The organism is Corynebacterium endometrii (assembly GCF_004795735.1).
GTDB classification, from domain to species: Bacteria; Actinomycetota; Actinomycetes; order Mycobacteriales; family Mycobacteriaceae; genus Corynebacterium; species Corynebacterium endometrii.
The window spans coordinates 497605-522075 of sequence record NZ_CP039247.1; the positions used below are offsets into that span (position 1 = coordinate 497605).

Annotated in this window: 21 protein-coding genes; 9 read left to right on the plus strand and 12 right to left on the minus strand. The window is 62.2% G+C overall.

Going from position 1 to position 24471, the window contains the following annotated elements; genetic code table 11:
- Positions 1-8: 8 nt before the first annotated feature.
- Positions 9-692 (minus strand): AMIN-like domain-containing (lipo)protein, encoded by a 684-nt coding sequence (locus CENDO_RS02280; protein ID WP_136140593.1) that lies wholly within the window; start codon positions 690-692, stop codon positions 9-11.
- A 175-nt stretch (positions 693-867) separates the two neighbouring features.
- On the opposite strand from CENDO_RS02280, the gene CENDO_RS02285 reads away from it, so the two are divergent.
- Positions 868-1791: a ferredoxin family protein gene (locus CENDO_RS02285; RefSeq protein WP_136140594.1), complete on the plus strand. Its 924-nt coding sequence runs from the start codon at positions 868-870 to the stop codon at positions 1789-1791.
- A gap of 58 nt (positions 1792-1849) precedes the next feature.
- Here CENDO_RS02285 and CENDO_RS02290 read toward each other — a convergent pair whose 3' ends face one another.
- The 4 genes from CENDO_RS02290 to CENDO_RS02305 form a co-directional block, all read right to left on the minus strand.
- Positions 1850-2530, minus strand: a complete 681-nt coding sequence (locus tag CENDO_RS02290) for a methionine ABC transporter permease (protein ID WP_136140595.1) — start codon at positions 2528-2530, stop codon at positions 1850-1852.
- Positions 2527-3564, minus strand: a complete 1038-nt coding sequence (locus CENDO_RS02295; protein ID WP_136140596.1) for a methionine ABC transporter ATP-binding protein — start codon at positions 3562-3564, stop codon at positions 2527-2529. Before CENDO_RS02295 ends, CENDO_RS02290 begins: the two co-directional genes overlap by 4 nt.
- Positions 3565-3591: 27 nt before the next feature.
- Complete coding sequence (locus tag CENDO_RS02300) at positions 3592-4491, minus strand: MetQ/NlpA family ABC transporter substrate-binding protein (RefSeq protein WP_136140597.1); 900 nt, start codon at positions 4489-4491, stop codon at positions 3592-3594.
- 131 nt (positions 4492-4622) lie between these two features.
- A complete protein-coding gene (locus tag CENDO_RS02305) occupies positions 4623-5471 on the minus strand; it encodes a MetQ/NlpA family ABC transporter substrate-binding protein (protein WP_136140598.1) in 849 nt (282 codons plus the stop codon).
- 167 nt (positions 5472-5638) lie between these two features.
- Here CENDO_RS02305 and CENDO_RS02310 point away from each other — a divergent pair, with 167 nt between their 5' ends.
- Positions 5639-8773 carry an error-prone DNA polymerase gene (locus CENDO_RS02310; protein WP_136140599.1) on the plus strand — a complete coding sequence of 1045 codons (3135 nt, stop codon included), beginning with the start codon at positions 5639-5641 and terminating at the stop codon, positions 8771-8773.
- Positions 8774-8942: 169 nt separating this feature from the next.
- Here CENDO_RS02310 and CENDO_RS02315 read toward each other — a convergent pair whose 3' ends face one another.
- The 3 genes from CENDO_RS02315 to CENDO_RS02325 are packed head-to-tail and all read right to left on the minus strand — an operon-like array spanning position 8943 to position 11880.
- The gene (locus CENDO_RS02315; RefSeq protein WP_136140600.1) at positions 8943-9569 is read right to left on the minus strand and encodes a LutC/YkgG family protein; all 627 of its coding nucleotides are present in this window, start codon (positions 9567-9569) and stop codon (positions 8943-8945) included.
- Positions 9570-9571: 2 nt separating this feature from the next.
- Positions 9572-11095 (minus strand): LutB/LldF family L-lactate oxidation iron-sulfur protein, encoded by a 1524-nt coding sequence (locus CENDO_RS02320; protein ID WP_136140601.1) that lies wholly within the window; start codon positions 11093-11095, stop codon positions 9572-9574.
- Positions 11095-11880: a (Fe-S)-binding protein gene (locus tag CENDO_RS02325; protein ID WP_136140602.1), complete on the minus strand. Its 786-nt coding sequence runs from the start codon at positions 11878-11880 to the stop codon at positions 11095-11097. Before CENDO_RS02325 ends, CENDO_RS02320 begins: the two co-directional genes overlap by 1 nt.
- 382 nt (positions 11881-12262) lie before the next feature.
- On the opposite strand from CENDO_RS02325, the gene CENDO_RS02330 reads away from it, so the two are divergent.
- Entirely contained in the window at positions 12263-12958 is a 696-nt protein-coding gene (locus CENDO_RS02330) for a FadR/GntR family transcriptional regulator (RefSeq protein WP_136140603.1), read from the plus strand.
- A gap of 375 nt (positions 12959-13333) precedes the next feature.
- Positions 13334-14683, plus strand: coding sequence for an MFS transporter (locus CENDO_RS02335; protein WP_246014340.1), 1350 nt, complete (start codon positions 13334-13336; stop codon positions 14681-14683).
- 98 nt (positions 14684-14781) lie between these two features.
- Here CENDO_RS02335 and CENDO_RS02340 read toward each other — a convergent pair whose 3' ends face one another.
- On the minus strand, positions 14782-16689 hold the full coding sequence (locus CENDO_RS02340) for a BCCT family transporter (RefSeq protein ID WP_246014342.1): 1908 nt from the start codon (positions 16687-16689) through the stop codon (positions 14782-14784).
- A 325-nt stretch (positions 16690-17014) separates the two neighbouring features.
- On the opposite strand from CENDO_RS02340, the gene CENDO_RS02345 reads away from it, so the two are divergent.
- A complete protein-coding gene (locus tag CENDO_RS02345) occupies positions 17015-17464 on the plus strand; it encodes a PH domain-containing protein (protein WP_136142100.1) in 450 nt (149 codons plus the stop codon).
- A complete protein-coding gene (locus CENDO_RS02350; protein WP_342773419.1) occupies positions 17461-18927 on the plus strand; it encodes a PH domain-containing protein in 1467 nt (488 codons plus the stop codon). The genes CENDO_RS02345 and CENDO_RS02350 overlap by 4 nt, the downstream gene beginning before the upstream one ends.
- A gap of 2 nt (positions 18928-18929) precedes the next feature.
- On the opposite strand, the gene CENDO_RS02355 is transcribed toward CENDO_RS02350, so the two are convergent.
- Positions 18930-19400 (minus strand): tRNA (cytidine(34)-2'-O)-methyltransferase, encoded by a 471-nt coding sequence (locus CENDO_RS02355; protein WP_136140605.1) that lies wholly within the window; start codon positions 19398-19400, stop codon positions 18930-18932.
- 23 nt (positions 19401-19423) lie between these two features.
- On the opposite strand from CENDO_RS02355, the gene CENDO_RS02360 reads away from it, so the two are divergent.
- Both CENDO_RS02360 and CENDO_RS02365 read left to right on the plus strand, forming a co-directional pair.
- Positions 19424-20281 (plus strand): bifunctional methylenetetrahydrofolate dehydrogenase/methenyltetrahydrofolate cyclohydrolase, encoded by an 858-nt coding sequence (locus CENDO_RS02360; RefSeq protein ID WP_136140606.1) that lies wholly within the window; start codon positions 19424-19426, stop codon positions 20279-20281.
- A complete protein-coding gene (locus CENDO_RS02365) occupies positions 20262-20615 on the plus strand; it encodes a DUF3017 domain-containing protein (RefSeq protein WP_136140607.1) in 354 nt (117 codons plus the stop codon). The genes CENDO_RS02360 and CENDO_RS02365 overlap by 20 nt, the downstream gene beginning before the upstream one ends.
- A gap of 170 nt (positions 20616-20785) precedes the next feature.
- On the opposite strand, the gene metX is transcribed toward CENDO_RS02365, so the two are convergent.
- Entirely contained in the window at positions 20786-21877 is a 1092-nt protein-coding gene (gene metX, locus CENDO_RS02370; protein ID WP_136140608.1) for a homoserine O-acetyltransferase MetX, read from the minus strand.
- Between the two features lie 3 nt (positions 21878-21880).
- A complete protein-coding gene (locus tag CENDO_RS02375; RefSeq protein WP_136140609.1) occupies positions 21881-23203 on the minus strand; it encodes an O-acetylhomoserine/O-acetylserine sulfhydrylase in 1323 nt (440 codons plus the stop codon).
- 395 nt (positions 23204-23598) lie between these two features.
- Between CENDO_RS02375 and nadC the strand changes: the two genes are divergently transcribed.
- The gene (gene nadC / locus CENDO_RS02380) at positions 23599-24447 is read left to right on the plus strand and encodes a carboxylating nicotinate-nucleotide diphosphorylase (RefSeq protein WP_136140610.1); all 849 of its coding nucleotides are present in this window, start codon (positions 23599-23601) and stop codon (positions 24445-24447) included.
- Positions 24448-24471: the final 24 nt, after the last annotated feature.

Sequence of the window (24471 nt, forward strand, 5' to 3'; positions counted from 1 at the left end):
GGCGATAATTACCGGGTGAAGATGTCAATGACCAGGCGGGTTGGCTCCTGGAGCACCTCAACGGAGTAGGCGTGTTTAGCGTCGAGGCCAATGACAAACTGGGAGCGAGCCTCAAAGGTACCCAGGCTGATGATCTCGGTGACAATGCCGCCCTTGCCCTGGACGGTGCCGATGTGGGGGTCCTCCATGCCCATTTCAAATGGGTAAGTGGTGCCGTCAATGTTGACGTTGAGGGCTACCGCGCCGTTGAAATCCACGGCGTTGCCCGAACCCTGCTGGGCGGGCGAATCCGTGTAGTCGATGAACCAGCCGGGGGTGCCTTCGCCCTCAAGATCGAAGACCACACGCTCAAATCCCTCGTGCACGCCGACGCGGACACCGGTGGGAACCAGCATGGCGGTGGGCTCGGGGCGCAGGGTCTTCATGGCTAGATCGGCGTCACCCACGGGGGCCACGCCGGCCTCGGCGGTCTGCGGGTTTGCGGGAACCGCGGCCGAGCTAGTCTGGGTGGCGGCGCCGGACTGCGTGGCTGAACCGGCGGTGGCGGCCATGGTGCTATCCGAGGCGGCGGGGTCTCCGGAGCCGGGGGTGGAGTCATCCGTAGGCGCGCAGGCAGACAGGGCTACGGCGCAAGCGGTAAGGGCAGAGAGCGCCACAGCAGGGGTGCGGAAACTACGGATACTTTTATTCATGAGTTAAAGCGTAATGGGCCGAGGGGTGAAGTGAAACTCAATAGGGGTAAATCGGCGGTATCGTAAGCGAATTGTTGTAAACGCATGGGGCTGAAGTGGCGTGACTAGGGGAAAGCCCACGGGGGTGGGATGGGGGCTTTGGGAGGCCTTCCGGCATTGCGATTAGACTGGCACTATGATTGACGCACTTGCTGACACCCCAACTTCCGGACCTGCGGATTCGGCGGGATCGCGCTGCTCGGATGCGCAGGTAGAACCGCTGCCGGGAACGGCGAAGAAGGAGTCTGTCTATGTGGTCTTCGAATGGCCGGGCGGGTGGTCCCATGATGTTTTAGACGGGGGCACCTTTGGCGAAGAGCTCACCGCGAAGCTTAAATCAAAGCTCAAGGGGGTGGCCGGCCTGCAGCTTGTTCGCCGCCCCGGCCGCGACGGTCGCCAGGTGGGCAAACTTCACCGCTGCTACCTGGTGTGGGCCGAACAGGGGACCATGGAGCTGCTGCTGTTGAGTGGACCCGAGGCGATCCTGGACCTAGACCTGACCGGCCCCGGCCGCAACGGAGGCGGCCCAATCGATACCCCGCTGATATTGGTGTGCACGCATGGGCGTCGCGACGTGTGCTGCGCGGTTAAGGGCCGCCCATTGGCTGCGGCGCTGGATGAGGTTTATCCATCCGGGCTGGTCTGGGAATCCTCGCACACCAAGGGCCACCGCTTCGCCCCTAGCGTCATCGTGCTGCCGTGGGGTTATTCCTTCGGCCGGCTCAACGTGGAGGCCGCCAAGGAGATGGTGGCCAGGGCCGTGGACGGCGAGATGTTTATCCCCGCGTGCCGCGGCTCGGGGCTTCATAGCCCGCGCGGGCAGGTGGCTGAGTTAGCGGTAGCCACTCGTCTTGCCCGCGACGGCGAGGCGGTGCGCTATGGGGAACTGAAGGTGGGGGAGAACTCGGACGAGCCGGCGGCCGTGACCGTGACCCACCCCGACGGGCGCGTCTGGGAGGTGACCTTGGAAAAACGCGCCGTAAATGGCGTCATTTCCTCCTGCGGTGACGCGCCCAAGCCCGGCACCGCGTGGGCGGCCACGGGTATTGCGGCCACCTAAAACACAAAAATGCGGTACCCAGTACGAAAGGGGTACCGCATCTTTGGTGCGCGACGATTTAGCGGCGCATGATCTTTGCGGAAAGCCAGTTGCCAAAGAACTGGGCCGCCTGGACCAGAACGATGATGATAAGGGTCGCCACCAGGGTGACCTCCCATTCGAAGGCGCGGTAGCCGTAGACAATGGCAAAGTCGCCGAGGCCGCCGCCGCCCACGTAACCGGCCATCGCGGACATATCCACCACGCCGATGAAGAGGAAGGTGTAACCCAGGACCAGCGGGCCAAGGGCCTCGGGGATAATCACCGTGGTGATGATCTTCCAAGGGGAGGCGCCCATTGCGCGGGCCGCCTCAATCACGCCGGGATCGATGGCCACCAGGTTTTGCTCAACGATGCGGGCCACCGCGAACGTCGCGGCGATGACCATCACGAATGTGGCGGGCTCGCGGCCGATGGAGGAACCCACCACGGCCACGGTGACCGGCTGGACGAACGCCAGCAAGATGATGAACGGGATGGGGCGAACGAAGTTCACCAGGATGTTCAAGATGGTGTAGACCACGCGGTTGCTCAGGATTCCTGAGGGGCGGGTGGTGTAGAGCAAGACGCCGATGATTAGTCCCAGCAGACCGCCGATGAGCATGGTGAGGCTGACCATGATGAGGGTGTCAAAGATTGCCTCGATGAGGGTATCGCCAAGGCGGTCCCAGTTAGCTTGTGCGAGAGTAGTCACGTTCATCGGGTGATCTCCTCAATTTCCGTGGTTGCGGTTAGAGTGTCGTAGAACTGCTTGATTGCGTCCTCCGGGCCGTTGATGCGGACGGTCATCTTGCCGAAGGAATGCTTCTGAAGGGTGGTCACGCCGCCGTGCACGATGGCGATATCGGCGCCGGCCTCGCGCAGGGCTGAGGCCGCACCGAAGAATCCGGAATTCTCTGTCAGGTTGATGGTAAACAGGCGGCCCTCATGGGCCAGCAGATCATCGGCCTCGACCAGGTCGGGGGTGTTGCGCAGGGAAGTGGCCACAAAGCGCTGGGCCACCGGGGTCTGCGGGCGGGAGAAGACCTCATAGATGGAACCGTGCTCTACCACGCGGCCGTTTTCCATTACGGCGACCGTATCGGCGATGGAGCGGACAACTTCCATCTCGTGGGTAATCACCACGATGGTAATGCCCAGTTCGTCATTGACGCGGCGCAGGACGTCAAGCACCTCCTGGGTGGTGGATGGGTCCAGTGCGGAGGTGGCCTCGTCCGCCAGCAGGAGCGAGGGGTTGGTGGCCAACGCTCGGGCGATGCCCACGCGCTGCTTCTGGCCGCCGGAGAGCTCCTCCGGGTAATTGTTGCCGCGTTCGGACAGGCCTACGAACTCAAGGAGTTCAGCGACGCGCTTTTTGCGCTCCGCCTTGGGCATGCCCTGCAGCTTGAGCGGGTATTCAACGTTGCCGGCGGCGGTGCGGGAAGAAAAGAGGTTGAACTGCTGGAAGATCATGCCGATGTCGCGGCGGATCTTGCGAAGGTTCGCCTCGGACATCCCGACGATCTCCTTGCCGTCGAGCTTAATGCTGCCCGAGGTGGGGGTATCCAGGCCGTTAATCATGCGCACGAGGGTGGACTTGCCGGCACCGGAGTAACCAATGATGCCAATGATCTCCCCGGATTCGACGGTCAAGGTTACCTCGTCGAGGGCCTTGACGTCCTTCTTCTTGGTTTTAAATACCTTGGTTAGGTCGCGGAACTCAATGCGAGTTCCGGCTTTGCGTGTTTCAGTCACGTTCTTTCTTCCCTGAGAGTGTGGGGTTTACTGAGCGTCTTCTTCGAGGCGGTCCAAGATGGCCTGAAGTTCTTGCTGAGACTCCTCAACAAAGATGGTAGTGCCGCCGGTGGTTTCCTGGACGGCCGCCTTGACCTCATCGGACAAATAGAGCTCTGCAAGGCGCTTTACGTCCTCGCTGTCCTTGTCCTCCTCGCGAACGGCCCACACGTTGATGTACGGGTCGAATTGCAGGGCGCGGTCAACGCCTTCGCCCGCCGGATCATCGGTGAACAAGGAGGTGGAGGGGTCAATGTTGGCGCGCTTGAAGAAGGAGTTCAGGATGATAGCTGGCTTTCCCTCGCCGTAGGCGGATGGCGTCTGGGACGCGTCCACGGGAGTGACGCTTACCTTGGACTTTTCCTCATCGATATCGGCGGGATCCGGGGTCAGGGACGGGTCTACGCCGTCCTTGAGCACCACCAATCCCTTGGATACCAGCAGGTTGATGGCGCGGCCCTGGTTGGTCGCATCATTGGGGATGGCTACTTCCTGCCCCTCGATTCCATCAATGGAATCGTGGCCCTTCCAAAACAGCGGCATGGGGTAGACCTGCGTGGAGGCTACCGGAACGAGGTTGGTGCCGTTGCCCACGTTGTATTCCGCCAGGTACTTCAGGTGCTGGAACTTGTTGGTGTCCGTGGAACCTTCAGCAAGGGACTGGTTTGGGGTGGCGTAATCCGCGAAGGACACCATCTCAACCTCAATGCCTTCCTTGGCCGCGAGTTCCGTTAAAACTTCCCACTCGGGCAGCTCCGCGTCGGTGGTGCCAACCTGAATTACATTGTCCTCGGCGGCCTCGGTGGAAGAATCGGAGCCGCAGGCGACCAAGCCGGCGGCGGTGGCAATGGAAACGGCGGCAGCGGCGCACGCACGGCGAATATTCATCGAAAGTAGATCCTTTAATTCTTTAATCGTGCCCGCCTTTGCGGCGAGGCGGGTCTGTTCACGCAAGAGGCCACCCGGGGCCTCGAGAGGTTCGGGTGGCTTCTAGGGATGGGGTGGAGGGGGAGGGCGTTTTACTCAGACTCGAGGCGGTCGAGGATGGCCTGCAGCTCTTCCTGGGAGCGCTCAACCGGAACTGCGGAGTTGCCGGAGGATTCCAGAACTGCCTCGGTGACTGCCGGATCCTTCCAGATTTTGGCCAGCTCAACCAGGGCCTCATCGGAGACGTCCTCAGACTTGACGGCCCATACGTTGATGTATGGTTCTGCGAGCTCGGAGTTAGGGTCGTCCTGCAGGTCGGCGTCATCGATGGTGACGTTAGCCTGTGGCCAGAAGGAGTTGTTAATGATGGCCGGCTTGCCCTCGTTGTACGCGGAGGCGGTCTGGGCGGCATCGATTGGGGTGATGGTTACCTTGGACGCCTCGGTGTCTACGTCAGCCGGAGCAGGATCATCGATCTCTGGATCCTTAAGGGTAACCAGGCCCTCCTGGACCAGCAGGTTAATGGCGCGGCCCTGGTTGGTGGTGTCATTAGGGATAGCGATGTCTTGGCCCTCGAGGCCGGACTTGTCGCCGTCCTTCCAGAATAGGGCCAGTGGGTAGATCTCAGTTGCTGCCAGTGGGGCAAGGTCAGCGCCGTTACCCTTGTTGAACTCGGCTAAGAACTTCAGGTGCTGGAACTTGTTAGCGGCCAGGTCACCCTGATCTAGGGCCTTGTTCGGGATGTTGTAGTCGGAGAAGGACTGCAGCTCAACCTTGTAGCCGGCCTCCTCGGCCAGCTGCTGGAACACGTTCCACTCTTCAAGCTGCGCATCGGTGGTGCCAATGACGATAGTGTCCTCAGCGCTTGAGCCGCAGGCAACGAGGCCGGTAGCTGCAACGACGGTGGCTGCGGAAGCAGCCAATACGCGACGAATCTGCATGGATGGATATTCCTTCGAGTTTGGTAATAGAAGTTCTAGAGGTTGAACCTAGCAACTATTGAACAGCTTTGTCTATTTCGTGACGCCGGGGGAGCCGGCAGGATTAGAACAAAATTTCTAATTAAGCGATTATTGGGTGTATTCTTGGCGGTCATGAGGTTCGGCATATGAGGTTCAATGGCGGGCGAGCGCTGTCATGGTCCCGGGTGGAGAGGATTCTCTCCGGGAGGCCCGGGCCCGTGCCCGTTCCGGTTGACCATACGGGGCGTGGGGCGGGCCCAGTGTTGCGCGGGAAATCCACGGTGCCTTTCGCCGAGCTGCACTGCATCTCCGCCTACAGTTTTCTCGCCGGCGCCTCCGAGCCTGAAGATATAGTCTCCCGCGCGGTGGAGCTGGGTTTATCGGGTTTGGGCCTGCTGGATCGCGATGGTTTCTATGGCCTGATGAAATTTGCGGAGGCTGCCGCGAAGGCGGATTTGCCCACGTTGTATGGCGCGGAACTGACCACGGCAGATGGCGTGCTCGCGGTGCTTGCGCGCAACCCGGAGGGCTACCGGCGCCTGTCCCGCTTGATTGCCCGCGCCAGGATGGCGGCGGGGGAGAAGGGTGGGGTGTTGTATCCGCCCATGGGGGAGATTGCAGGGCTCCTTCAGGAGCACTGCTTGTTCCTCATCGGCCCGGAGTGGTTGGGAAAAATCGATTATCTTATCGAAAGAATAAAAATAGACAGCATGGTTTTGGAATATCCCGTAACCATGACCCCGGAAGACGCCGATTGGCACGCTGAACTGGATAAATACAATAATTTCCGCGCCATTGTATCGGCCCGCCCGGCGGCCGCGACTCGGCAACAGGCGCGCCTAGCGGCGGCGAAACAGGCCCTGGGCAGGCGCATGTCCTTAGAGGCCGCGGAACCGGAGCAGCACCCCATGGGCGCTCACTGGCTGCGCTCCGGGGATCAGCTGGCCCAGATGATCCCGGGCCGCGAGCACCTCCTGCAGGAGACCCTCAGCGTACTGGAGGAATGCGCCTTCACGTGGGAGTCCCTAGCGCCCAACCTGCCGCATTTTGACGTGCCAGAGGGGCACACGGAGATGAGCTGGCTCAAACACCTTACCCACAGCCGCGCAGAGGTCCGTTATGCCTCCCGCCCAGCGGATATCCGCGAGCGCGCCATGACCCAGATTGATTATGAGCTAGGCGTGATTGAGCAGTTGGATTTCCCCGGCTACTTCCTCATCGTGTGCGACCTTGTGGATTTTGCGCGGGAGTCCAATATCTTGTGCCAGGGTCGGGGTTCCGCCGCGAACTCCGCGGTCTGCTTCGCCCTGGGGATCACCAACGCGGAGCCCATATCAGCGGGCCTGCTCTTTGAGCGGTTTTTATCCCCTGACCGTGATGGCCCGCCGGACATCGATATCGATATTGAATCCGGCCGCCGCGAGGAGGTTATCCAGTACGCCTACGAGAAACACGGCCGCGAGCGCGCCGCTCAGGTGGCTAACGTCATTACCTACCGCGGCAAGGGGGCCGTGCGCGATGCCGCGCGCGCCTTGGGCTACCCGCAGGGCAGCGCGGATGCGTGGTCCAAGGGGACCGCGGACCCGCCCCCGGACGTCGAGGCGCTGGCGGATCAGTTTGAAGGCCAGCCGCGTCACCTGGGAATCCATTCCGGAGGCATGGTCTTGTGTGACCGCCCCATCGCGGACGTGGTGCCCATGGAGTGGGCGCGCAAGGAAGGCCGTAGCGTGCTGCAATGGGATAAAGATGATTGCGCCGCGGCGGGCTTGGTGAAGTTTGACCTGTTGGGACTGGGCATGCTCGAAGCGCTCCATCACATGCAGGATCTGGTGCTAGAAAGCACGGGAGATAAGGTTAATTTCTGGGAATTAGATCTGGCGGAGCGGGAGATCTATGACATGCTCTGCCGTGCCGATGCCGTAGGCGTGTTCCAGGTGGAATCCCGCGCCCAGATGAACACCTTGCCGCGGTTAAAACCCCGCCGCTTCTTTGACCTTGTGGTGGAGGTGGCGCTGATCCGCCCGGGCCCCATCCAGGGCGGTTCCGTGCACCCGTACCTGCGCCGGCGTGATGGGCTAGAACCTATTGAATATGACCACCCGGTGCTGGAAAAATCACTGGGAAAGACGCTGGGGGTGCCGCTGTTTCAGGAGCAATTGATGCAGATTGCGGTGGATGCAGCAGGTTTTTCGGGCACGGAGGCGGATGACCTGCGCCGGGCCATGGGTTCCAAGCGCTCGCCCGCACGCATGGAGGCCATCCGCAAGCGCTTTTATGAAGGCCTCGCTGCCACCAACGGGATTACGGGTGAGGTGGCGGACAAGCTGTGGTCCAAAATTGTGGCCTTCGCCGCCTATGGGTTCCCGGAGTCTCATTCGCAGTCCTTCGCATCCTTGGTGTATTTCTCCGCGTGGATGAAATACCATTACCCGGCGCAATTCTGTGTTGGCCTGTTGCGGGCCCAACCCATGGGGTTTTACTCCCCGCAGTCCCTGCTTCAGGACGCCCGCCGCCATGGCGTGGCGGTTCTTCCGGCCACCATCAATGACTCCGGCGAGCAGGCCCGCATCGAGATGTGCGAGGGGGAAGCGAGGATCCGTTTAGGCCTCAACCTGATCAAGGGGTTGGGGGACAAGGCGGCCAAGCGCGTGGAGGAGGCCGCGCCGTTTAGCGGTGTTGCCGATTTGTCCCGACGCGCGGATTTGTCCGTGACTCAGGTAGAGGCCCTGGCGGAAGCCGGGGCGCTGGACTGCCTGGGGTTGACCCGGCGTCAGGCCATGTGGCAGGCGGGCGTTGCCGCCACGGAGCGAGCGGGCATGTTGCCGGGATTATCCGCCATAACAGCGCCGTCGCTGCCGGGCATGAGCGCGTTTGAGCTCATGGCCACGGACGTGGCGTCCACGGGCGTTACCCATGACAAGCAGCCCATGGAGATGGTGCGCGCGCAGCTCGATGCGCAGGGGATTGTCCCGGCAAGCCGCCTGCTCTCTCTTCCCGACTCCACCCGCATCAAGGTCGCAGGCATTGTCACCCACCGCCAGCGTCCGGGTACCGCGGGCGGCGTGGTCTTCTTTGGCCTAGAGGATGAGACCGGGCTTATTAATGTCATGGTCACGCCGGGGCTGTGGAACCGCGACAGGATCACAGCTCGGACCGCCCGGGCGATGATTGTCCGCGGCATCGTACAAAACGCCTCCGGCGCCGCGACAATCGCCGCGGACCGCCTCGAGCCGCTTCCGCTGGGGGAATACCTCTCCCGCGGATCCCGGGATTTCCGGTAGGCGTTACAGGCCTGCAATAACCGGCCCCAAACCCAAAAGACTGGCTGCAAACGACCGGCACCGAGTAAAAGACCTGGGATGAGGGCCAAATCTAGGCGAATGTGGTTGATGTCGGTCGTTTGCGAGCAGTCATTTGCGTAGAAGAGCCGCTTTCGCCAGTAGTGATCGGCTAGTAGACGAGAACACAGATGAGGTCGCGGGGCCCGTGGACGCCCTCGACGCGGCTGAGCTCGATGTCCGAGGTAGCCGACGGCCCGGAAATCCAAGTCGCGGGCTTCTCGGGTTTGATGCGTGAGACCAACTCCGGGACGCCGTAGACCACCGAATCGGCGCGCACGATGACCACGTGCCGGTCCGGCACCAAGGTAAGCGCGCGGCGCCCGCACAGATCGCCGGCTTCGAGGACGATGGTTCCGGTCTGGGCGGAGGTGACGTGGGAATCAGTGACCACTGCGTCAACGGCGTTGAGATCGCGGGGGTCGGTGGAAGGGTCGTCGGGCAAGGCGGTGCCGCCGAAGCCGCCCAGCAGCGCCGCGTCGAGGCCTGGGGCGTAGCGCACCTGACGGCACTGCCGCTGCTCAAGGATGTCCGCGAGGCACGCGGGCAGGCCATCCTCATCGGTGACGTGAACCTCGGCCTTGTAGTCCTCGAGGCGGTCAATGAGCATCTCCTTGAGCTCATTGCGGTCCAGCGTGCCGCTGCGGTGATAATCCCGCGGGACCTCGACACTTGCGGGCAACCCAGCACTTTTCTGGGCGGTGCGGATGCGCTGGAGAATCTCAGATTTCGCGTTCATGCTTACTTCTCCTCCTGTGGGGTGGTGCCGGGCAGGCCCTCGGCGCGGGCATCGGCGAGAAGCTGCTGGGCCTCATCAGAACCGAACCACTGGCGGAAGGACTTCTTTGGCGGGACGGCGGTATCGCGGCCATCGGACCACCCGGACAGGAACAACGGAAGATTCTCAATGGTGCCGTTGAAGCCGCCCAGCACGCGGCCCAGGGCCACCATGCGGGTGACCTGATTCCACAAGCCGGGATGGCCCCACAGAAGCTGGACCACGCTAAAGAGCTTGGGCTCAATGGGTGGCGCCGCGTTGGTGACCTTCTGGTAGCGGTTTTCCAAAATGACATCCGAGAGCGGAATCTTGACCGGGCAGACCTCATCGCAACGCCCGCAGAGGGAGCAGGCGTACGGCAGCGACGCGGATGGATCATGATGATCCATAATGCCGGTGAGCTGGGGGGTTAAGGCGATGCCAATGGGGCCCGGGTAGACCGAACCATAGGCGTGACCGCCGGCGCGCTCATATACCGGGCAGACGTTGAGGCATGCGGAGCACCGGATGCACTTGAGAGCCTGGTGACCGATCTCGGACGCCAGGGCGGCGGTGCGGCCATTATCTAGTAGCACGATGTGGAAGTTTTGGGGGCCGTCACCCTCGGTGACCCCGGACCAGATGGAGGTATAAGGGTTCATGCGCTCCGCGGTGGAAGACCGAGGCAGAAGCTGCAGGAAAACCTCCAGGTCCGCGAAGGTGGGCACGAGTTTTTCGATGCCCATGACCGTAATCAGGGTCTCCGGCAGGGTCAGGCACATGCGGCCGTTGCCTTCAGACTCCACGATGGTGACGGATCCGGTCTCCGCCACGCCGAAGTTGGCGCCGGAGATGGCCACCTTGGCCTTCATGAACTGCTTGCGCAGGAATATGCGCGCGGCCTCGGCCAATTCGGGTGGGTTGGAGGTTAGGGATTCATCCGTGTGCGGCATCGTCCGGATGAAGATGTCACGCACCTCCGCACGGTTGCGGTGGATAGCGGGGACCAAGATGTGCGACGGCTTGTCCTCGCCCAGCTGCACGATAAGCTCCGCCAGGTCCGTCTCCTGTGCGTGGATGCCCTCCTGCTCGAGATGTTCATTGAGGCCAATCTCCTGGGTGGCCATGGACTTGACTTTGACCACCTCATCCACGCCCTCAGCGCGGATGAGATCCGTAATGATGCGGTTGGCCTCGGCGGCGTCACGGGCCCAATGGACGTGGCCTCCGCGGGCGGTGACTGCGGCCTCGAACTGCTCCAGCAATTCGGGCATGCGCGCGGCAACGTTTTCCTTAAGCGCCGAACCCGCGTTGCGCAGGTCCTGCCAGTCGGGGGTTTCGCCCACCGCGGCCTCGCGCTTGGCGCGGATAGTGGTAGTGGCGTGGTGAAGATTGCGGCGCTGAGTGGCGTTGTTGAGGCCGTCATGGGCGGCACGGACGAAGCCACGGTCACCGCGCAGATTGCCCACCCCGTCAGGGGCGGTGGGCATGCCAAGATAGGTAGACATTAGAGCATCTTCTCCTTTGAATACGCGGCGGACGTGGGGGTCCAGGGATGGGCTTTAGTGGATGCGAGGATCTCCGCCATATGCACGGCGCGGACGCCGGTGCGCTGGCGGGATAGGGAGCCGGCGATGTTCATCAGGCAGGAGGAATCGCCGCCGGTGACGTATTCGGCGCCGGTTTCCTTGATGTGGCGGACCTTATCGGAAACCATGGCCTGGGAGACTTCCGGGTTCTTCAGCGAGAAGGTGCCACCAAAGCCGCAGCACTCCTCAGCGTTGCTGAGCGGGACCAGATCGATGCCCTCCACCTGGCTCAGCAGCTTGAATGGACGGTCCTCCAGCTTGAGGAAGCGCATCCCGTGGCAGGAGGAGTGATACGTCACCTTGTGGGGGAAGAACGCGCCGAGATTGGTGACCTGGGCAATATCGACCAAAAACTCCGGAAGGTCGTAGGTCTTATTCGCGGCAATCTTCGCGCCGTCCACGTCGGCGGCGGAGCCGTGGCGCTGGGCCAGGCGCACGTGCTGTTCGCGGACCGCGCCCACGCAGGAGCCGGAGGCGGCAACCACGTAATCAATCGACGGATCGGCAAAGGCATCCGCATAGGAGCGGATCATGCCCAGCGATTGCTTCTGATAGCCGGTGTTGAAGTGCATCTGGCCGCAACAAGTCTGCTGCTCGGGGAAGACCACCTCGTGGCCCAAGCGGGCGAGGATGAGCGCGGTTGCTTTGTGCGCGTCGGGGAATAATGCATCCCCGATGCATGTGGAAAAGAGGGCGATTTTCATACAAGCTCCTAGCGGAATATATGAGCTCAGTACTACGCTTCTTCCGCGTGAAAATCTATATGACCTGCGGTGAATGCGCGACTGGAGGGCCGTGTTTATGGGGAGAACAACACGCCGGTGCTTAACCGGCCGAAAAGGGCCAATGCAGCACTGGCTGGTCCCTGGCGCGCCGCAGGGTCGCGCGCTCAACTCCCTTAGATTAAGGGGGTGGACACCTCCAACCCTAGTGGGTTTTGCGCCAATTCGTCTAGTTTTATCCAGCTCACAACGGGACGTGGCGGGCGTAGCCGGGGGAGGGCCGGCGGCGGCCTCCATGGGTGGAAAGCGGAGGCGGGGGTAAAGGCCGTTTGCAGGAGGATTTCGGCTAATCTTTGAAGGTGCTATGGCTACGACACGTGCGCACGAAAAGGTTCTGGACTGGGTCACCTCTCAGTTAGCTGCAGGTCAGTTGACTATAGGCGACCGTTTGCCTGCGGAGCGCACCTTGGCGGAGACCCTTGGGGTATCGCGGAACTCGCTGCGGGAGGCGCTGCGTGTGCTCGAGGCTATGGGGGTGCTCCAGTCCGCGACGGGGTCCGGCCATAATTCCGGCACCATCATCACCGCCGCGCCCGAGCAGGCCTTTGGCATGGCCATGGGCCTGCAGTTGGCCAGCCGGCAGATGCGGCCGGAGCACATCTTCCGCACCAGGCTGCTGCTGGAGACCGCTGCGGTGAGCCAGTCCGATCCGGCCCAGCTGGACGTGGCGGCCATAAACGACATGCTGGACGCCATGGATGACCCCGACATGCCCATCCAGGGCTTTTTGCGCCTGGACGCGGAATTTCATGTGGCCCTGTCCCGCGCCGCGGAAAACCCGCTGCTTAGCACCCTGATGGGCGCGGTGAGCCTGGCTATTTCCGATTACACCCTCGAGCTATCCCACCGCCTGCCGGATTGGCAGGCCACCGCGCGCAGGCTGCAGCGGGAGCACCGAGGGGTGCTTGAGGCCATGGTCGAGGGGGATGGCGCCGCGGCGTCCGAGCGGGTGGAACGCCACATTCGTGGGTACTACCGGGAGACTAACGCAGAGGCCTAGGGCCTCTTTAAACCCCGGCCATTCCGCAACGGGGGTAGGCAGGGGGAATCAAGGCTCGGGGCATAGTCGGGGGATTTTCTCCATAGTGTGCCGGCGATCGCCGTAGCCTTAAGCTGCGCATTCCCGGCGGGGGCCGTATTTAATGCACCAGCCCGGCGGTGTCCCACCTCACATTTTTGGATGTAGTTGTGTTGACGCACACACCCGCGGGCGACTAGCGTCTGTGGTCCAACCACATGGTAGGACCACACGGTGCAATTTCGCAGGGGCGCCAACGTGGGACTTTCACCTGACGGTTCCCCAACCAGTTATCACGTGCTCATCCGTAACCAGCTTGGAATGTTCAAGCAGGTTTCGTTCAAGGAGATTGAATCTGTGACTACACAACACTCATCGGCCCAGACGCCGCCAGCGTCACCGGGCAAAGGTCCGGGCAAGGAATCGGGGCTCAATTGGCGCGTCATCGTCGGAAGCCTCAGCGGTAGCACCGTCGAATGGTTCGACTTCCTGGTCTACGGCACCGTTGCGGCCCTGGTGTTCAACCAGACGTTCTTCGTCACCGACAGTGAATTCCTGTCGACCATGTTCTCCATGGCCTCCTTCGCGCTGACTTTCTTCTTCCGCCCAATCGGCGGCATCATCTTTGCCCACATCGGTGACCGAATCGGCCGCAAGAAGACGCTATTTATCACCCTCATGCTCATGGGCGGCGGCACCGTGGCCATTGGCCTGATTCCGGACTACAACACCATCGGTGTCGCGGCGCCAATCTTCCTCATCATCTGCCGAATCATGCAGGGTATTGGCATCGGCGGCGAGTGGGGCGGCGCGCTGCTATTGTCCTACGAGTACGCGCCAAAGCACCGGCGCGGCCTCTACGGGGCCATCCCGCAGATGGGCATCAGCCTGGGCATGCTGCTGGCCTCGGGTTTCGTTGGCCTGCTCAGCACGATGCCGGAAGACGCCTTCATGAGCTGGGGATGGCGCATCCCATTCGTGGGCAGCGTCATCCTGGTGGCCATCGGCATGTTCGTGCGCCACAAGCTGGAGGAAACCCCCGATTTCCAAAAGGTTCAGCAGTCTGGCAAGGTTGCACGCCTGCCGATCAAGGTTGTGTTTAAGGACCACTGGCGTGCGGTGCTGGTCTCCATCGGCGCCAAGGCCGCCGAAACCGGCCCGTTCTACATCTTTGGCACCTACGTCATTGCCTACGCTACCGGCATCCTGGACGCCCGCCGCGACCTGGTGCTGACCGCCGTTGCGGTGGCGGCACTCATTGCAACGGTATGGACCCCCCTCTTCGGCTCCCTGTCGGATCGCGTGCCTCGCCATATCTTGTACCGCACCGTTACGATCCTGACCATCGCCTACGCCTTCCCGTACTACATGATCCTCAATACGGGCAGCACCTTTGCATTGTTTGCCACCACCGCCGTGGGCTTTGGTCTCCTGTGGGGCAGCGTGAACGCAATCCTGGGCACCATGATTGCGGAGAGCTTCAGCCCCGAAATCCGTTACTCCGGCGCAACCCTGGGCTACCAGGTTGGCGCCGCGGTATTCGGCGGTACCGCACCGCTCATCGCAACCGCCCTCATGGAGTGGTCCGGTGGCGAATGGTGGCCAATCAGTGTCTACATGATCGCCTGCGCGGCGCTTGGTTTGGTCGCTTCCTTCTTCGTCAAGCACGTGGCGCATATCGAAGCAGAGCATGTGGCCCACCACTAGGCTTTTATTCCCTTAATTACCCGCACCCCGCCGCTGGTTGCAGACGCATACCAGGCGGGGTCTCGTGGTTTTCGGCTTAGGCCTCAGGTGGGACGGGCTCATCCCCGGGATTCCGGCGACTCTGGCTCCTTGGGGTCATCGGGGTACTCGCCCTTTTCATAGTCGTAAGGGATGGGGTTGCCCTCCTCGTCGGTACGCACGTACCAGGACGTGACTTCCTCCGCGGTGGAATCGAAGTCTGCGCCGGCCGCGTATTCCGAGTCCGGTTCGGTAGCGTCGATGGCCAGGGTGAAATTATCGCCATGGTCGCGCACGCCATGGATAACCGCGTTGGACAGCGCTTGTTCTTCAAAGTGCTGGCGCAGGATGGCCGGGTCTAGTGAAAGCTCCCTCATGAGAGCGACTGCCATCGCGATGATGATGACGGCGAACGGCAACGCCGTAATGGTGATGAAATTCTGCAGGCCCTGAAGCGCATCGTTGCCGCCGGCCAACAGGATAACCACCGCGATTCCAGCCATGCACAGCACCCAAAAGACCGTCACGCCCTTCTTTGGGTTTGGGTTTCCCTTCTGCGACAGCTGGGAGTTGACCAAGGAGGCGGAGTCAGCAGTGGTGATAAAGAAGACAGCCAGCATCACGATGACCACCGGCGCAACAAACTGTGAGCCTGGCAGGTGATCGAGTACGACGAAGAAGATTTCTTCGGCCGCTGGGAGCGAAGCCGTGGTGCCGTCGGGAGCGATGGTGCCACTGTTGTGCTGAATCCAGACGGCGGTGCCGCCCAAAATGGTAAACGCGGCGACGATGATCGCGGATGGAATAAAAAGGACGCCCAACACGTACTGGCGGATGGTGCGGCCGCGGGAAATCTTTGCCACAAAAACGCCTACGAACGGCGCCCACGAGACCCACCATGCCCAGTAGAACGTGGTCCATCCGGACAAGAAGGCTTGCATATCCTCGCCTTGGCCCATGTTGGCGGCGAGCATCTCCGGCATATCCGCCAGGTATTCAATGATGGTGGCCGGCAGCATGTTCGCCAGGAACGCCGTTGGACCCGCAACAAAGAAAAACAGTGCGAGCGCCACGGCGAAGAACATGTTGACATTCGAGAGCATCCGGATGCCCTTAGAAACGCCAGAGACCGCGGAGAAAATGGTGCCAATGGACAACACCACGATGATGCCAATAGCAACGGCATTACCCTCCCTGGACCAACCGGAGACAACCTCCACGCCCCGGCCAATCTGCAAAGCGCCAATACCCAAGGACGCCGCGGTGCCGAAGAGTGTCGCGATGATGGCCAGACTGTCGATGATGCGTGCCGGGAATGAATCAGAGCCCTTGTTCCCCAATAGCGGCTGCAGGATGGAACTCATCAACGGGACCCGGCCTCGGCGGTAGGAGACATAGGCAACGGCCAATCCGACGATGGCGTAAATCGCCCAGGCATTAATGCCCCAGTGCATCGCGGACTGGGCAAGCGCCCCCAGCATGGCCTCCTCGGTCGCCGGGTCGTACGCGCCCGGCCGCGGGGAGAGGTAGAAGGTCAACGGCTCATACGGGCCGAAGAAGATGATGCCGATGCCAATGCCCGCCGCGAAGAGCATCGCGGCCCAGCTAGGCGTGGAGTATTCCGCCTCCTCACCGTCAAGGCCCAGCGGGATCCTTCCATACTTGGAGAAAGCCAGGAAGAGAAGGAAAAACAGCATGCCCGCGGCGATGATGGTAAAGACCCAACCCAGGTTGACCATGACCCAATTCAACGCGGCCGATGAAGTCTCAAAGACCTGCTGCGGGTTGATAACTCCCCATGCCACAAACGCGACGATGAGCGCGCCTACGGTAAGCAGAATGGGTTTATCTACACCGTATTTGACCTTTTGGTCCTCGATAGAGACTCCCGGAACCAGCGCCGGGTGAATGTTGTGCGGATAGATGAAGTCTTTTAGGATGCGCCGCGCGTTGCGTTTCGCTGCGTGGTTTTCGGGAGTGTGACTCACAGTGATTCCGTATCTCTTCCTGCGTATATTCGTGCAATCTTGCCGAGCCTATTGCTTATGAACATAATTCAACCAAGCCGGCGCGCAAACCTAATTTTGCCCTGGTAGCGCTACAAGGGGGCCGAATATAAGAAACTCACGGGCCGGCGAGCCCTTATGCACGAGGGGATGAAACCGCCACTTGTATCAGCGGATAAAGGCCAGAAATGTTAAGAACAAGTGCTTATGGCGCTGCGGGTTGCTAGCCTATAAACCCATGAGCACCAGAGAATCACAACCCGAATCGACGCCCGCATCGGGCTCGGCGGCGGGAGTTAATGAGGGGATGAATCCCGTCGACCCCAAGCTCGCTAAGGTGCGCTACATCGTCAACCTCACGTGGATGGTGGTACTGGCGCTGGGCTGCATACTACTGGGCTACTTCGCGTGGCGTTGGTTCTACGCTGGAGCGGCACTCTTTGCCGTGCTGTTCTTTTGGCTTGTCTGGCTCATACCGGCCCAGGTGCGCAACATGGGCTGGCTGGAGACCGCGGATGAACTGCTGATTACCCGCGGCAAACTCTGGCATACATTCACCGTGGTGCCCTATGGACGCATCCAGTTCGTAGACGTCACGGCGGGGCCCGTGGCGCGCATGTATGGGTTGAAGACGGTGGAGTTGCATACGGCGTCGGCCGGCACGGATGCGAAGGTGAAAGGCCTTTGCGCCGCCGAGGCCGACGCGCTGCGCGAGCGTCTTACCGTCAAGGCGCGTGAGAGGATGAGCGGGCTGTGAGCCGGCACCGCAAGAAGCCGGATAACGCCACCGTGGACGCCGAGGGATTCCACCGCGTCCATCCGCTAACCCCGTTGCTGCGCTTTTGGGGCTTCATCGCGGCAATGCTCACGGTGATGGTCCTGAATTTCAACCTAGAGATGCTGACGGAAACCGTCTCCTACCTGCGCGGGGGCCACCTGGGCGAGGCGCTTAAGGGCGTAGGGATCGCGGCGGCCGCGTTTGTGGTGGTGTGCCTGCTCATCTGGTGGTTATCCCGCATTTGGTGGCGCCAGCTGGGATTTAAACTAAGCGATGAGGATATCTCCATCCGCCGCGGAGTCATCAACACCTCCTTCCGATCTGCGCGCTATGACCGCACCCAAGCGGTCGACGTTGTGGAGACGCTCATGGCCCGCCTCTTTGGACTAGCGGCCGTGCGGGTCGAAACCGCGGGCGGCGCGGGCTCCGCGCTGGAGGTGGGTTACCTCAAGAAGGCCGAGGCGGAGGCGTTGCGCCTCGAGGTTCTGCGCCATGTGCGCGGCGCCCATCGCGACTCCGCCGCAGAATCGGCGAGAGCGGCCGGGATAAATCCCGCAGGCACCGTGGAGGTTGGGGAGCATCCAGACCGCCACGAATCCGGTGCGGAAATCATTGCCCCCATCTCATCCTGGCGCTCGCTCATGGGCGCCGCCACGCGCCTGAGCACGGTGCTGACCGCTGCATTAGTGGTGCTGCTGTTTATCCTTCCTATTTCAGCATCAGTGTCCATCCCATTCCTGGTGGGTATCGTGCCCAATATCTGGGGCCTGCTGGATAGTTCGTGGGGCTTTACCGCACGACTAGCCCGTGACGAAAGGACCGGCGCTCGGGTCCTTAACGTCAATTACGGGCTGACGGACCTGCGCCGCCAGTCCATACGCCTGTCCCGTATCCACGCGGTCCAGGTCTCACAGCCGTTGCTGTGGCGGTTGTTCGGCTGGTACGAGGTCCAGGTCTCCGTGGCGGGTTACGGCGCCCAGGGCGGCGGCAAGCAGTCCGGCTCCACGCGCATCCTGCCGGTGGGCACGCGTGAGCAGGCCATGGAACTTTTTGCATTGGTTTCTGACTTATCGCGCGAAGAAATAGAGGCCTATGCCCGCCCCGAGGGCCCCACTCATGCCACCTATTCCTCGCCGAAGCGCGCGTGGTTTGTTTCCCCGCTAGACCGCGGCAAACAGGGCGTGACGTTCCTGCGCGATATGGTCATAACCCACGCCGGTCTCATCACGCGGCGGGTGGCGGCGATCCACAGCTCGCACATCCAAGAGCTAACGTACAAAGCGGGGCCTATTGCGCAGGCGTTGGGGGTGGCCTCGGTCAGGCTACAGCTCGTGGCAGGACCAGTTGTAATGGAGGCGCAGGACCTAGAACCGCAGGACGCCGCGGCGGTGCTTGGCAGGCTGCGCGACCGTGAATTGCCAGAACTTCAACGCCCTATCTAGGGCTACACCCCGCCTTTAAAACCAAGCTGGCGCCACGCCTCGTAGACGGCGATGGACGCGCAGTTAGAAAGGTTCATGGACCGGCGCGCCGGGGTCATCGGGATGCGGACATGCTTGGTCACGCGCGGATGGTTGCGGTGTTCTTCCGGCAGGCCCGTAGGCTCCGTACCGAAAAGCAACACGTCGCCCTCCTGGTATTCCACGTCGGTAAAGAAATCCGTGGCCTGGGTGGTAAAGGCAAAGACGCGCGCGCCGGGAAGGGCGTCCATGCAGGCATCAAAGTCCTTGTGAATCTGCATGTCGGCCAGGTCGTGGTAATCCAGCCCCGCACGCTTGAGGTGCTTGTCCTCGAAATTAAATCCCAGCGGTTCAATCAGATGAAGCGTGGCTCCCGTGCACGCGGCGGTGCGGATGGCGTTGCCGGTGTTGGTGGGGATGACGGGATTATCGAACACAATATGCAGATTGCTCATGCTTAGAGTCTAGAATGGGCGGCATGACTGCAACCAAACTGGACGGCAAACTTTTCCGCGGCGAGATTTTCGAGGACCTCAAAAAGCGCGTCGCTGCGCTCAAAGAGCAGGGGATTACCCCAGGACTGGCCACCGTGCTGGTGGGCGATGACCCAGGCTCTCACTCGTATGTGAAAATGAAGCATCGCGACTGTGAGGAGCTGGGCATCAAATCCATCCGCAAGGATTTGCCTGGTGATATCACCCAGGAGGAGCTGGAGAAGGTCATCGATGAGTTGAATCACGATGACGCATGCACCGGATATATTGTGCAGTTGCCGCTGCCAAAGCACCTGAATGAAAACCGCATTCTGGAGCTTATCGATCCGGATAAGGACGCGGACGGCCTGCACCCGGTCAACCTGGGCAAGCTGGTGCTCAACGAAAAAGCGCCGCTCCCGTGTACCCCTAACGGATGCATTTCGCTGCTGCGCCGCTTCGGCGTGGAGCTGGATGGTGCCAAGGTTGTGGTGATTGGCCGTGGCGTCACCGTTGGCCGCCCGATTGGCCTGATGCTCACCCGCCGCTCGGAGAATTCCACCGTCACCCTATGCCATACGGGCACTAAGGATCTGGCGGCGGAAACCAAGGCCGCGGACGTCATCATCGCCGCCGCCGGGGTTGCCCACATGCTCACCGCGGACATGGTAAAGCCGGGCGCGGCGGTGCTTGACGTGGGAGTCTCCCGCAAGGACGGCAAACTGGCCGGTGACGTGCATCCCGATGTCTGGGAGGTCGCCGGCGCCGTATCCCCAAACCCAGGCGGCGTGGGCCCACTGACCCGGGCGTTTTTGGTTTACAACATCGTCGAGCGCGCCGAGCATGCAGCAAAGCAGCAGTAACCCAGCCGCTGCCACCGAGCCGCTTCTGGGAAATCCCCACGACATTGGGCTCGAACCGTCCCGCCTGCCGGGGTGGGTGCAGTGGGTCATGATTGGCATCGTGGGTGCGCTGGTGCTCGCCTCTGGAGTGTATTCCGTGCTGGAGCACTGGCGCCGCGCCACGTTTGCCCTGGGGGTGGCGATGGCGTGGCTGGCCGTGGTGCGTCTGTTGTGTGATTCCCACCGCGTGGGGGTGCTGGCCGTGCGCTCCAGGCGTTTTGATGTGGGCTTCTGCGCGGTTTTGGGATTGACGATCATCTGGATGTCCGCCTCGGTCGACTCGCTGGGCTCATAGGCCATGCAAGGCTGGCGGCGGGGAGTAATGCAACAATCCCGTTCGATCCGGGGTGGAAACCGCCCTCGGCCTCGCTGATCGAACGGGATTGTTGCGCTCAAGCCCCGTTCCGCACCCGGAACAAAACCGGACCGCACCCGAAACTCACCCGCACCGGCGCCGGGCGTGGGCTAGATGGAATACTCCGCGCCGCCGGGGCTGGCGGCCATGGCCAGGAAGCTGCGGATGATGCGGTCCATCTGGCGGGTTTCCGTTAGGAAGGCGTCATGCCCGCACGGGGAGGTGATCTTGGCGATTCCCAGCAGGTTTCCCACGTTGCGTGAGAGGTGTTCCTGCTGGTGGTAGGGGTAAAGGATGTCCGTGTCCACGCCAACGATCATGGTGGGGACAGCGATAGAGGCCAAAGCCTTATTCAGCCCGCCGCGCCCGCGGCCCACGTCATGGCGATTGAGGGAATCGGTCAGGGTGACGTAGGAGCCGGCGTCGAAACGCTGGACCAATTTGTCGCCCTGGTGGTCGAGGTATGAATCAACGGCAAAGCGCTGGTCCGAGCTGCGGTAGGCACCCAGCGGGTTCTCGCCAGGCTGGGCGGAGGTGCCAAAACGCTCGTCCACCTCGAGCTCGCCCCGGTAGGTCAGGTGCGCAATGCGGCGGGCGGCGGCCAGGCCCTGCTTGGGGGATTGACCCGTGGTGTAGTAATCGCCGCCGTGCCACGCGGGGTCGCGCTCGATCGCGGAGATTTGCGCGGACTGAATGCCAATCTGCCACGCGGATGCGCGGGCGGAGACGGCAATGACGCAGGCGGCGTCGAGGAATTCCGGGTAGAGCAGGCACCATTCCAGGGTGCGCGCGCCGCCCATGGAGCCGCCGATGATCGCGTGGACCTTATCCACCCCCAGCGCGTCCAGGAATTGCTTTTCAGCGTGGACCTGGTCGCGGATGGAAATGGCGGGGAAGCGGGAACCGTAGGGGGAGGCGTCGGGCGCGGGGGAGGCGGGGCCAACCGAACCCTTGCAGCCGCCGATGACATTGGTGCACACCACGGTGTAGCGCTCCGGGTCCAGCGCCTTGCCCGGGCCCAGGGCCTCACCCCACCAGTCGGCGACGTTGGAATCGCCGGTCAGGGCGTGCTCAACCAGGACAATCTCATCCCCGGTGCCCCAACGCTGATAGGCGATAAACGCGTCCGGAATGGTGGCGCCGGCCTCCGTGGTGAAATCCCCGATGGGGACCACCGTCAATTCTGCCTCTGGTGCCCACATGGCCTATACCGCTGCGAAACCCTGCTCGAGGTCTGCGATGATGTCATCCACATTCTCGATGCCTACGGACAGGCGGATGGTTGCCTGGGTAATTCCGGCTACGCGCAGGCCCTCTTCATCGGACTGGGAGTGCGTGGTGGTGGCGGGGTGAACGGCCAGGGAGCGGGTGTCACCGATGTTGGCCAGGTTGGAATGCAACTTCAGCGCGTCGATGAATGCCCATGCCTCATCCTTGCCGCCCTTGATGTCGAAGGAGAGGACGGAGCCTGTGGTGGCGTAACCGAGCTTCTCCTTGACCGCCTTGTACGGGGAGGAATCCAGGCCGGCGTAGTTGACCTTTTCGACCTTGTCATGGGACTCGAGGAACTCCGCAACCTTCTGTGCGTTGTCATTGTGGCGCTCAACCCGCAGGGCCAGGGTTTCCAGGCCGGCGAGCGTGATCCACGCATTGAGTGGGGCGATGGCCGCGCCAGTGTCACGCAACAGGCCAACGCGGGCCTTAAGCGCGAACGCCTCTGGACCAAGATCCGCATACTTCAGGCCGTGGTATGCCTCGTCCGGGGTGACGAAATACGGGAAGACCGGCTTACCGTCGCGCTCAACGGTCCAGTCGAAGGTGCCACCGTCTACGATCACGCCGCCGAGCGCGGAACCGTTGCCGGAGTAGAACTTGGTGGTTGAGGCCACCACAATGTCAGCGCCCAGTTTCAGCGGCTGCGCGATGGCGGCGGTCGCGATGGTGTTATCAATGATCAGTGGCACCTGGTTCTTGTGCGCCACCTCGGCCACGGCCGGGATATCCAGAACATCGGCAACCGGGTTGCCGAACGTCTCGCCGTAGAAGGCCTTGGTGTTTGGCTGGACGGCCGCCTGCCAGGACTCCGGGTCATCCGGGTTCTCCACCAGGGTGACCTCGATGCCTAGGCGCTTGAGGGTGACGGTAAACAGGGTGGTGGTGCCGCCGTAGAGGCGAGGGGAGACCACAATGTGGTCGCCGGCGGAAGCCAGGTTCAGGATGGCTGCGGTCTCTGCGGCCTGACCGGAGGCGAAAGCCACGGCTGCCACGCCACCCTCCAGGGAGGCGAGGCGAGCCTCAAGCGCATCCTGGGTTGGGTTGTTCATGCGGGTGTAGACGGGGCCCTGATCGGACAGGTCGAAGCGGGCCGCCGCGTGCGCCGCGGAGTCAAAGACGTAGGACGTGGTCTGGTAGATGGGCACGTTGCGCGCGTTGGTAGAACCGTCCAGGTTCTGCCCTACGTGGAGTGCCCGGGTCTCGAAGGACCAGTTGGCGGCGGTTTCTGGGGAATTGTCATATTTGGTAGCCATGCTGACCAAGGCTAGACCAAGCGGTACAGACTGTTAAGGGAATGTGACCGCGCCATGCATTGATGCAGCGTGGGCTATGCAAAAGCGATGAATGAAAATAGACAAAGGGGTCCGCTCGGGCCGGATGCGGGGGCCGTGCACCCCGATCTTTTAGAAGAATCCGTCCGTGGCGCCCCTCCTATGCGGCACAATGGGCAGGGAAAGCTCGTGAATGCAAACCTTCCGCTGAGGGGCCTGGCGTGTTAGGCTCGGGCCGTTTTACGGCTATGAGTCGCAAAACCCGTGAAAAGGAGAGACATGACCATGGACGGGACCGCCGCGGCGGCTAGTGTTACCGGGGTCCACTACCCGGCGGATGCCATTATTTTCAACGTCTACCCGGGCGGAGGCGAGTAATGCGCGTGCCCGAAGCCACCGAACTCATCCGTGCGACGCTGGCAGAAGACCTCGCCTACGGGCCCGACGTCACCACGTTAGCCACCATCCCCGCCGACCAACACGGCACCGCGTCCATCGTGGCGCGTGAGGCTGGCACGCTGGCGGGCGTGCCGATCGCCGCGGCCGTCCCGCGGATCCTTGCCGACGACACCGGCGTCGACGTGCAGATTACCGTGCACGCCGGGGACGGGAACCGCGTCGGCGCCGGGACCCCGGTGCTTACAGTTGAGGGGCCGGTGCAGACCCTGCTCACGGCGGAGCGCACCATGCTCAACCTGGTGTCGCAGCTGTCCGGCGTGGCCACGCATACCGCGCGCTGGGTGGAGGCTCTCGAGGGCACCGGCACCCGCGTGCGCGATACCCGCAAGACCATCCCCGGCCTGCGCGAATTACAAAAGTATGCCGTGCGCTGCGGCGGCGGGGTAAACCACCGCATGGGCTTGGGCGATGCCGCGCTGATTAAAGACAATCACGTGGCCGCGGCCGGCTCGATCACCGCGGCCATCGATGCCGTTCGGGCCTACGCACCGGAGACTCCGCTGGAAGTGGAGTGTGACACCGTGGACCAGGTTCGGGAGGCGGTGGACGCGGGCGCCACGCTCATCCTGCTGGATAACATGTCCCCGGCCACTATCCGCGAGGCGCTGGCCTTTACCCAGCCCGCGGGAGTTGCCACCGAAGCCTCCGGCGGCATCACCCTTGAGCGCGCCGCCGAGTATGCGGCCACCGGCGTGGACTATATCGCCGTGGGCGCGCTCACGCATTCGTCACCGGTGCTGGACCTGGGCTTCGATCTCCAGGCATAACCCCCGGCTTCCACGCGCGGGGGT

Coding starts and splice junctions, on each gene's coding strand:
- CENDO_RS02315 (WP_136140600.1), bottom strand. CDS start 9,569: ATGAACGCGAAATCTGAGATTCTCCAGCGCATCCGCACCGCCCAGAAA.
- CENDO_RS02355 (WP_136140605.1), bottom strand. CDS start 19,400: ATGAGCAATCTGCATATTGTGTTCGATAATCCCGTCATCCCCACCAAC.
- CENDO_RS02345 (WP_136142100.1), top strand. CDS start 17,015: ATGAATCCCGTCGACCCCAAGCTCGCTAAGGTGCGCTACATCGTCAAC.
- CENDO_RS02305 (WP_136140598.1), bottom strand. CDS start 5,471: ATGCAGATTCGTCGCGTATTGGCTGCTTCCGCAGCCACCGTCGTTGCA.
- CENDO_RS02285 (WP_136140594.1), top strand. CDS start 868: ATGATTGACGCACTTGCTGACACCCCAACTTCCGGACCTGCGGATTCG.
- CENDO_RS02375 (WP_136140609.1), bottom strand. CDS start 23,203: ATGGCTACCAAATATGACAATTCCCCAGAAACCGCCGCCAACTGGTCC.
- CENDO_RS02330 (WP_136140603.1), top strand. CDS start 12,263: ATGGCTACGACACGTGCGCACGAAAAGGTTCTGGACTGGGTCACCTCT.
- CENDO_RS02365 (WP_136140607.1), top strand. CDS start 20,262: ATGCAGCAAAGCAGCAGTAACCCAGCCGCTGCCACCGAGCCGCTTCTG.
- nadC (WP_136140610.1), top strand. CDS start 23,599: ATGCGCGTGCCCGAAGCCACCGAACTCATCCGTGCGACGCTGGCAGAA.
- CENDO_RS02280 (WP_136140593.1), bottom strand. CDS start 692: ATGAATAAAAGTATCCGTAGTTTCCGCACCCCTGCTGTGGCGCTCTCT.
- CENDO_RS02310 (WP_136140599.1), top strand. CDS start 5,639: ATGAGGTTCAATGGCGGGCGAGCGCTGTCATGGTCCCGGGTGGAGAGG.
- CENDO_RS02300 (WP_136140597.1), bottom strand. CDS start 4,491: ATGAATATTCGCCGTGCGTGCGCCGCTGCCGCCGTTTCCATTGCCACC.
- CENDO_RS02360 (WP_136140606.1), top strand. CDS start 19,424: ATGACTGCAACCAAACTGGACGGCAAACTTTTCCGCGGCGAGATTTTC.
- CENDO_RS02325 (WP_136140602.1), bottom strand. CDS start 11,880: ATGAAAATCGCCCTCTTTTCCACATGCATCGGGGATGCATTATTCCCC.
- metX (WP_136140608.1), bottom strand. CDS start 21,877: ATGTGGGCACCAGAGGCAGAATTGACGGTGGTCCCCATCGGGGATTTC.
- CENDO_RS02320 (WP_136140601.1), bottom strand. CDS start 11,095: ATGTCTACCTATCTTGGCATGCCCACCGCCCCTGACGGGGTGGGCAAT.
- CENDO_RS02290 (WP_136140595.1), bottom strand. CDS start 2,530: ATGAACGTGACTACTCTCGCACAAGCTAACTGGGACCGCCTTGGCGAT.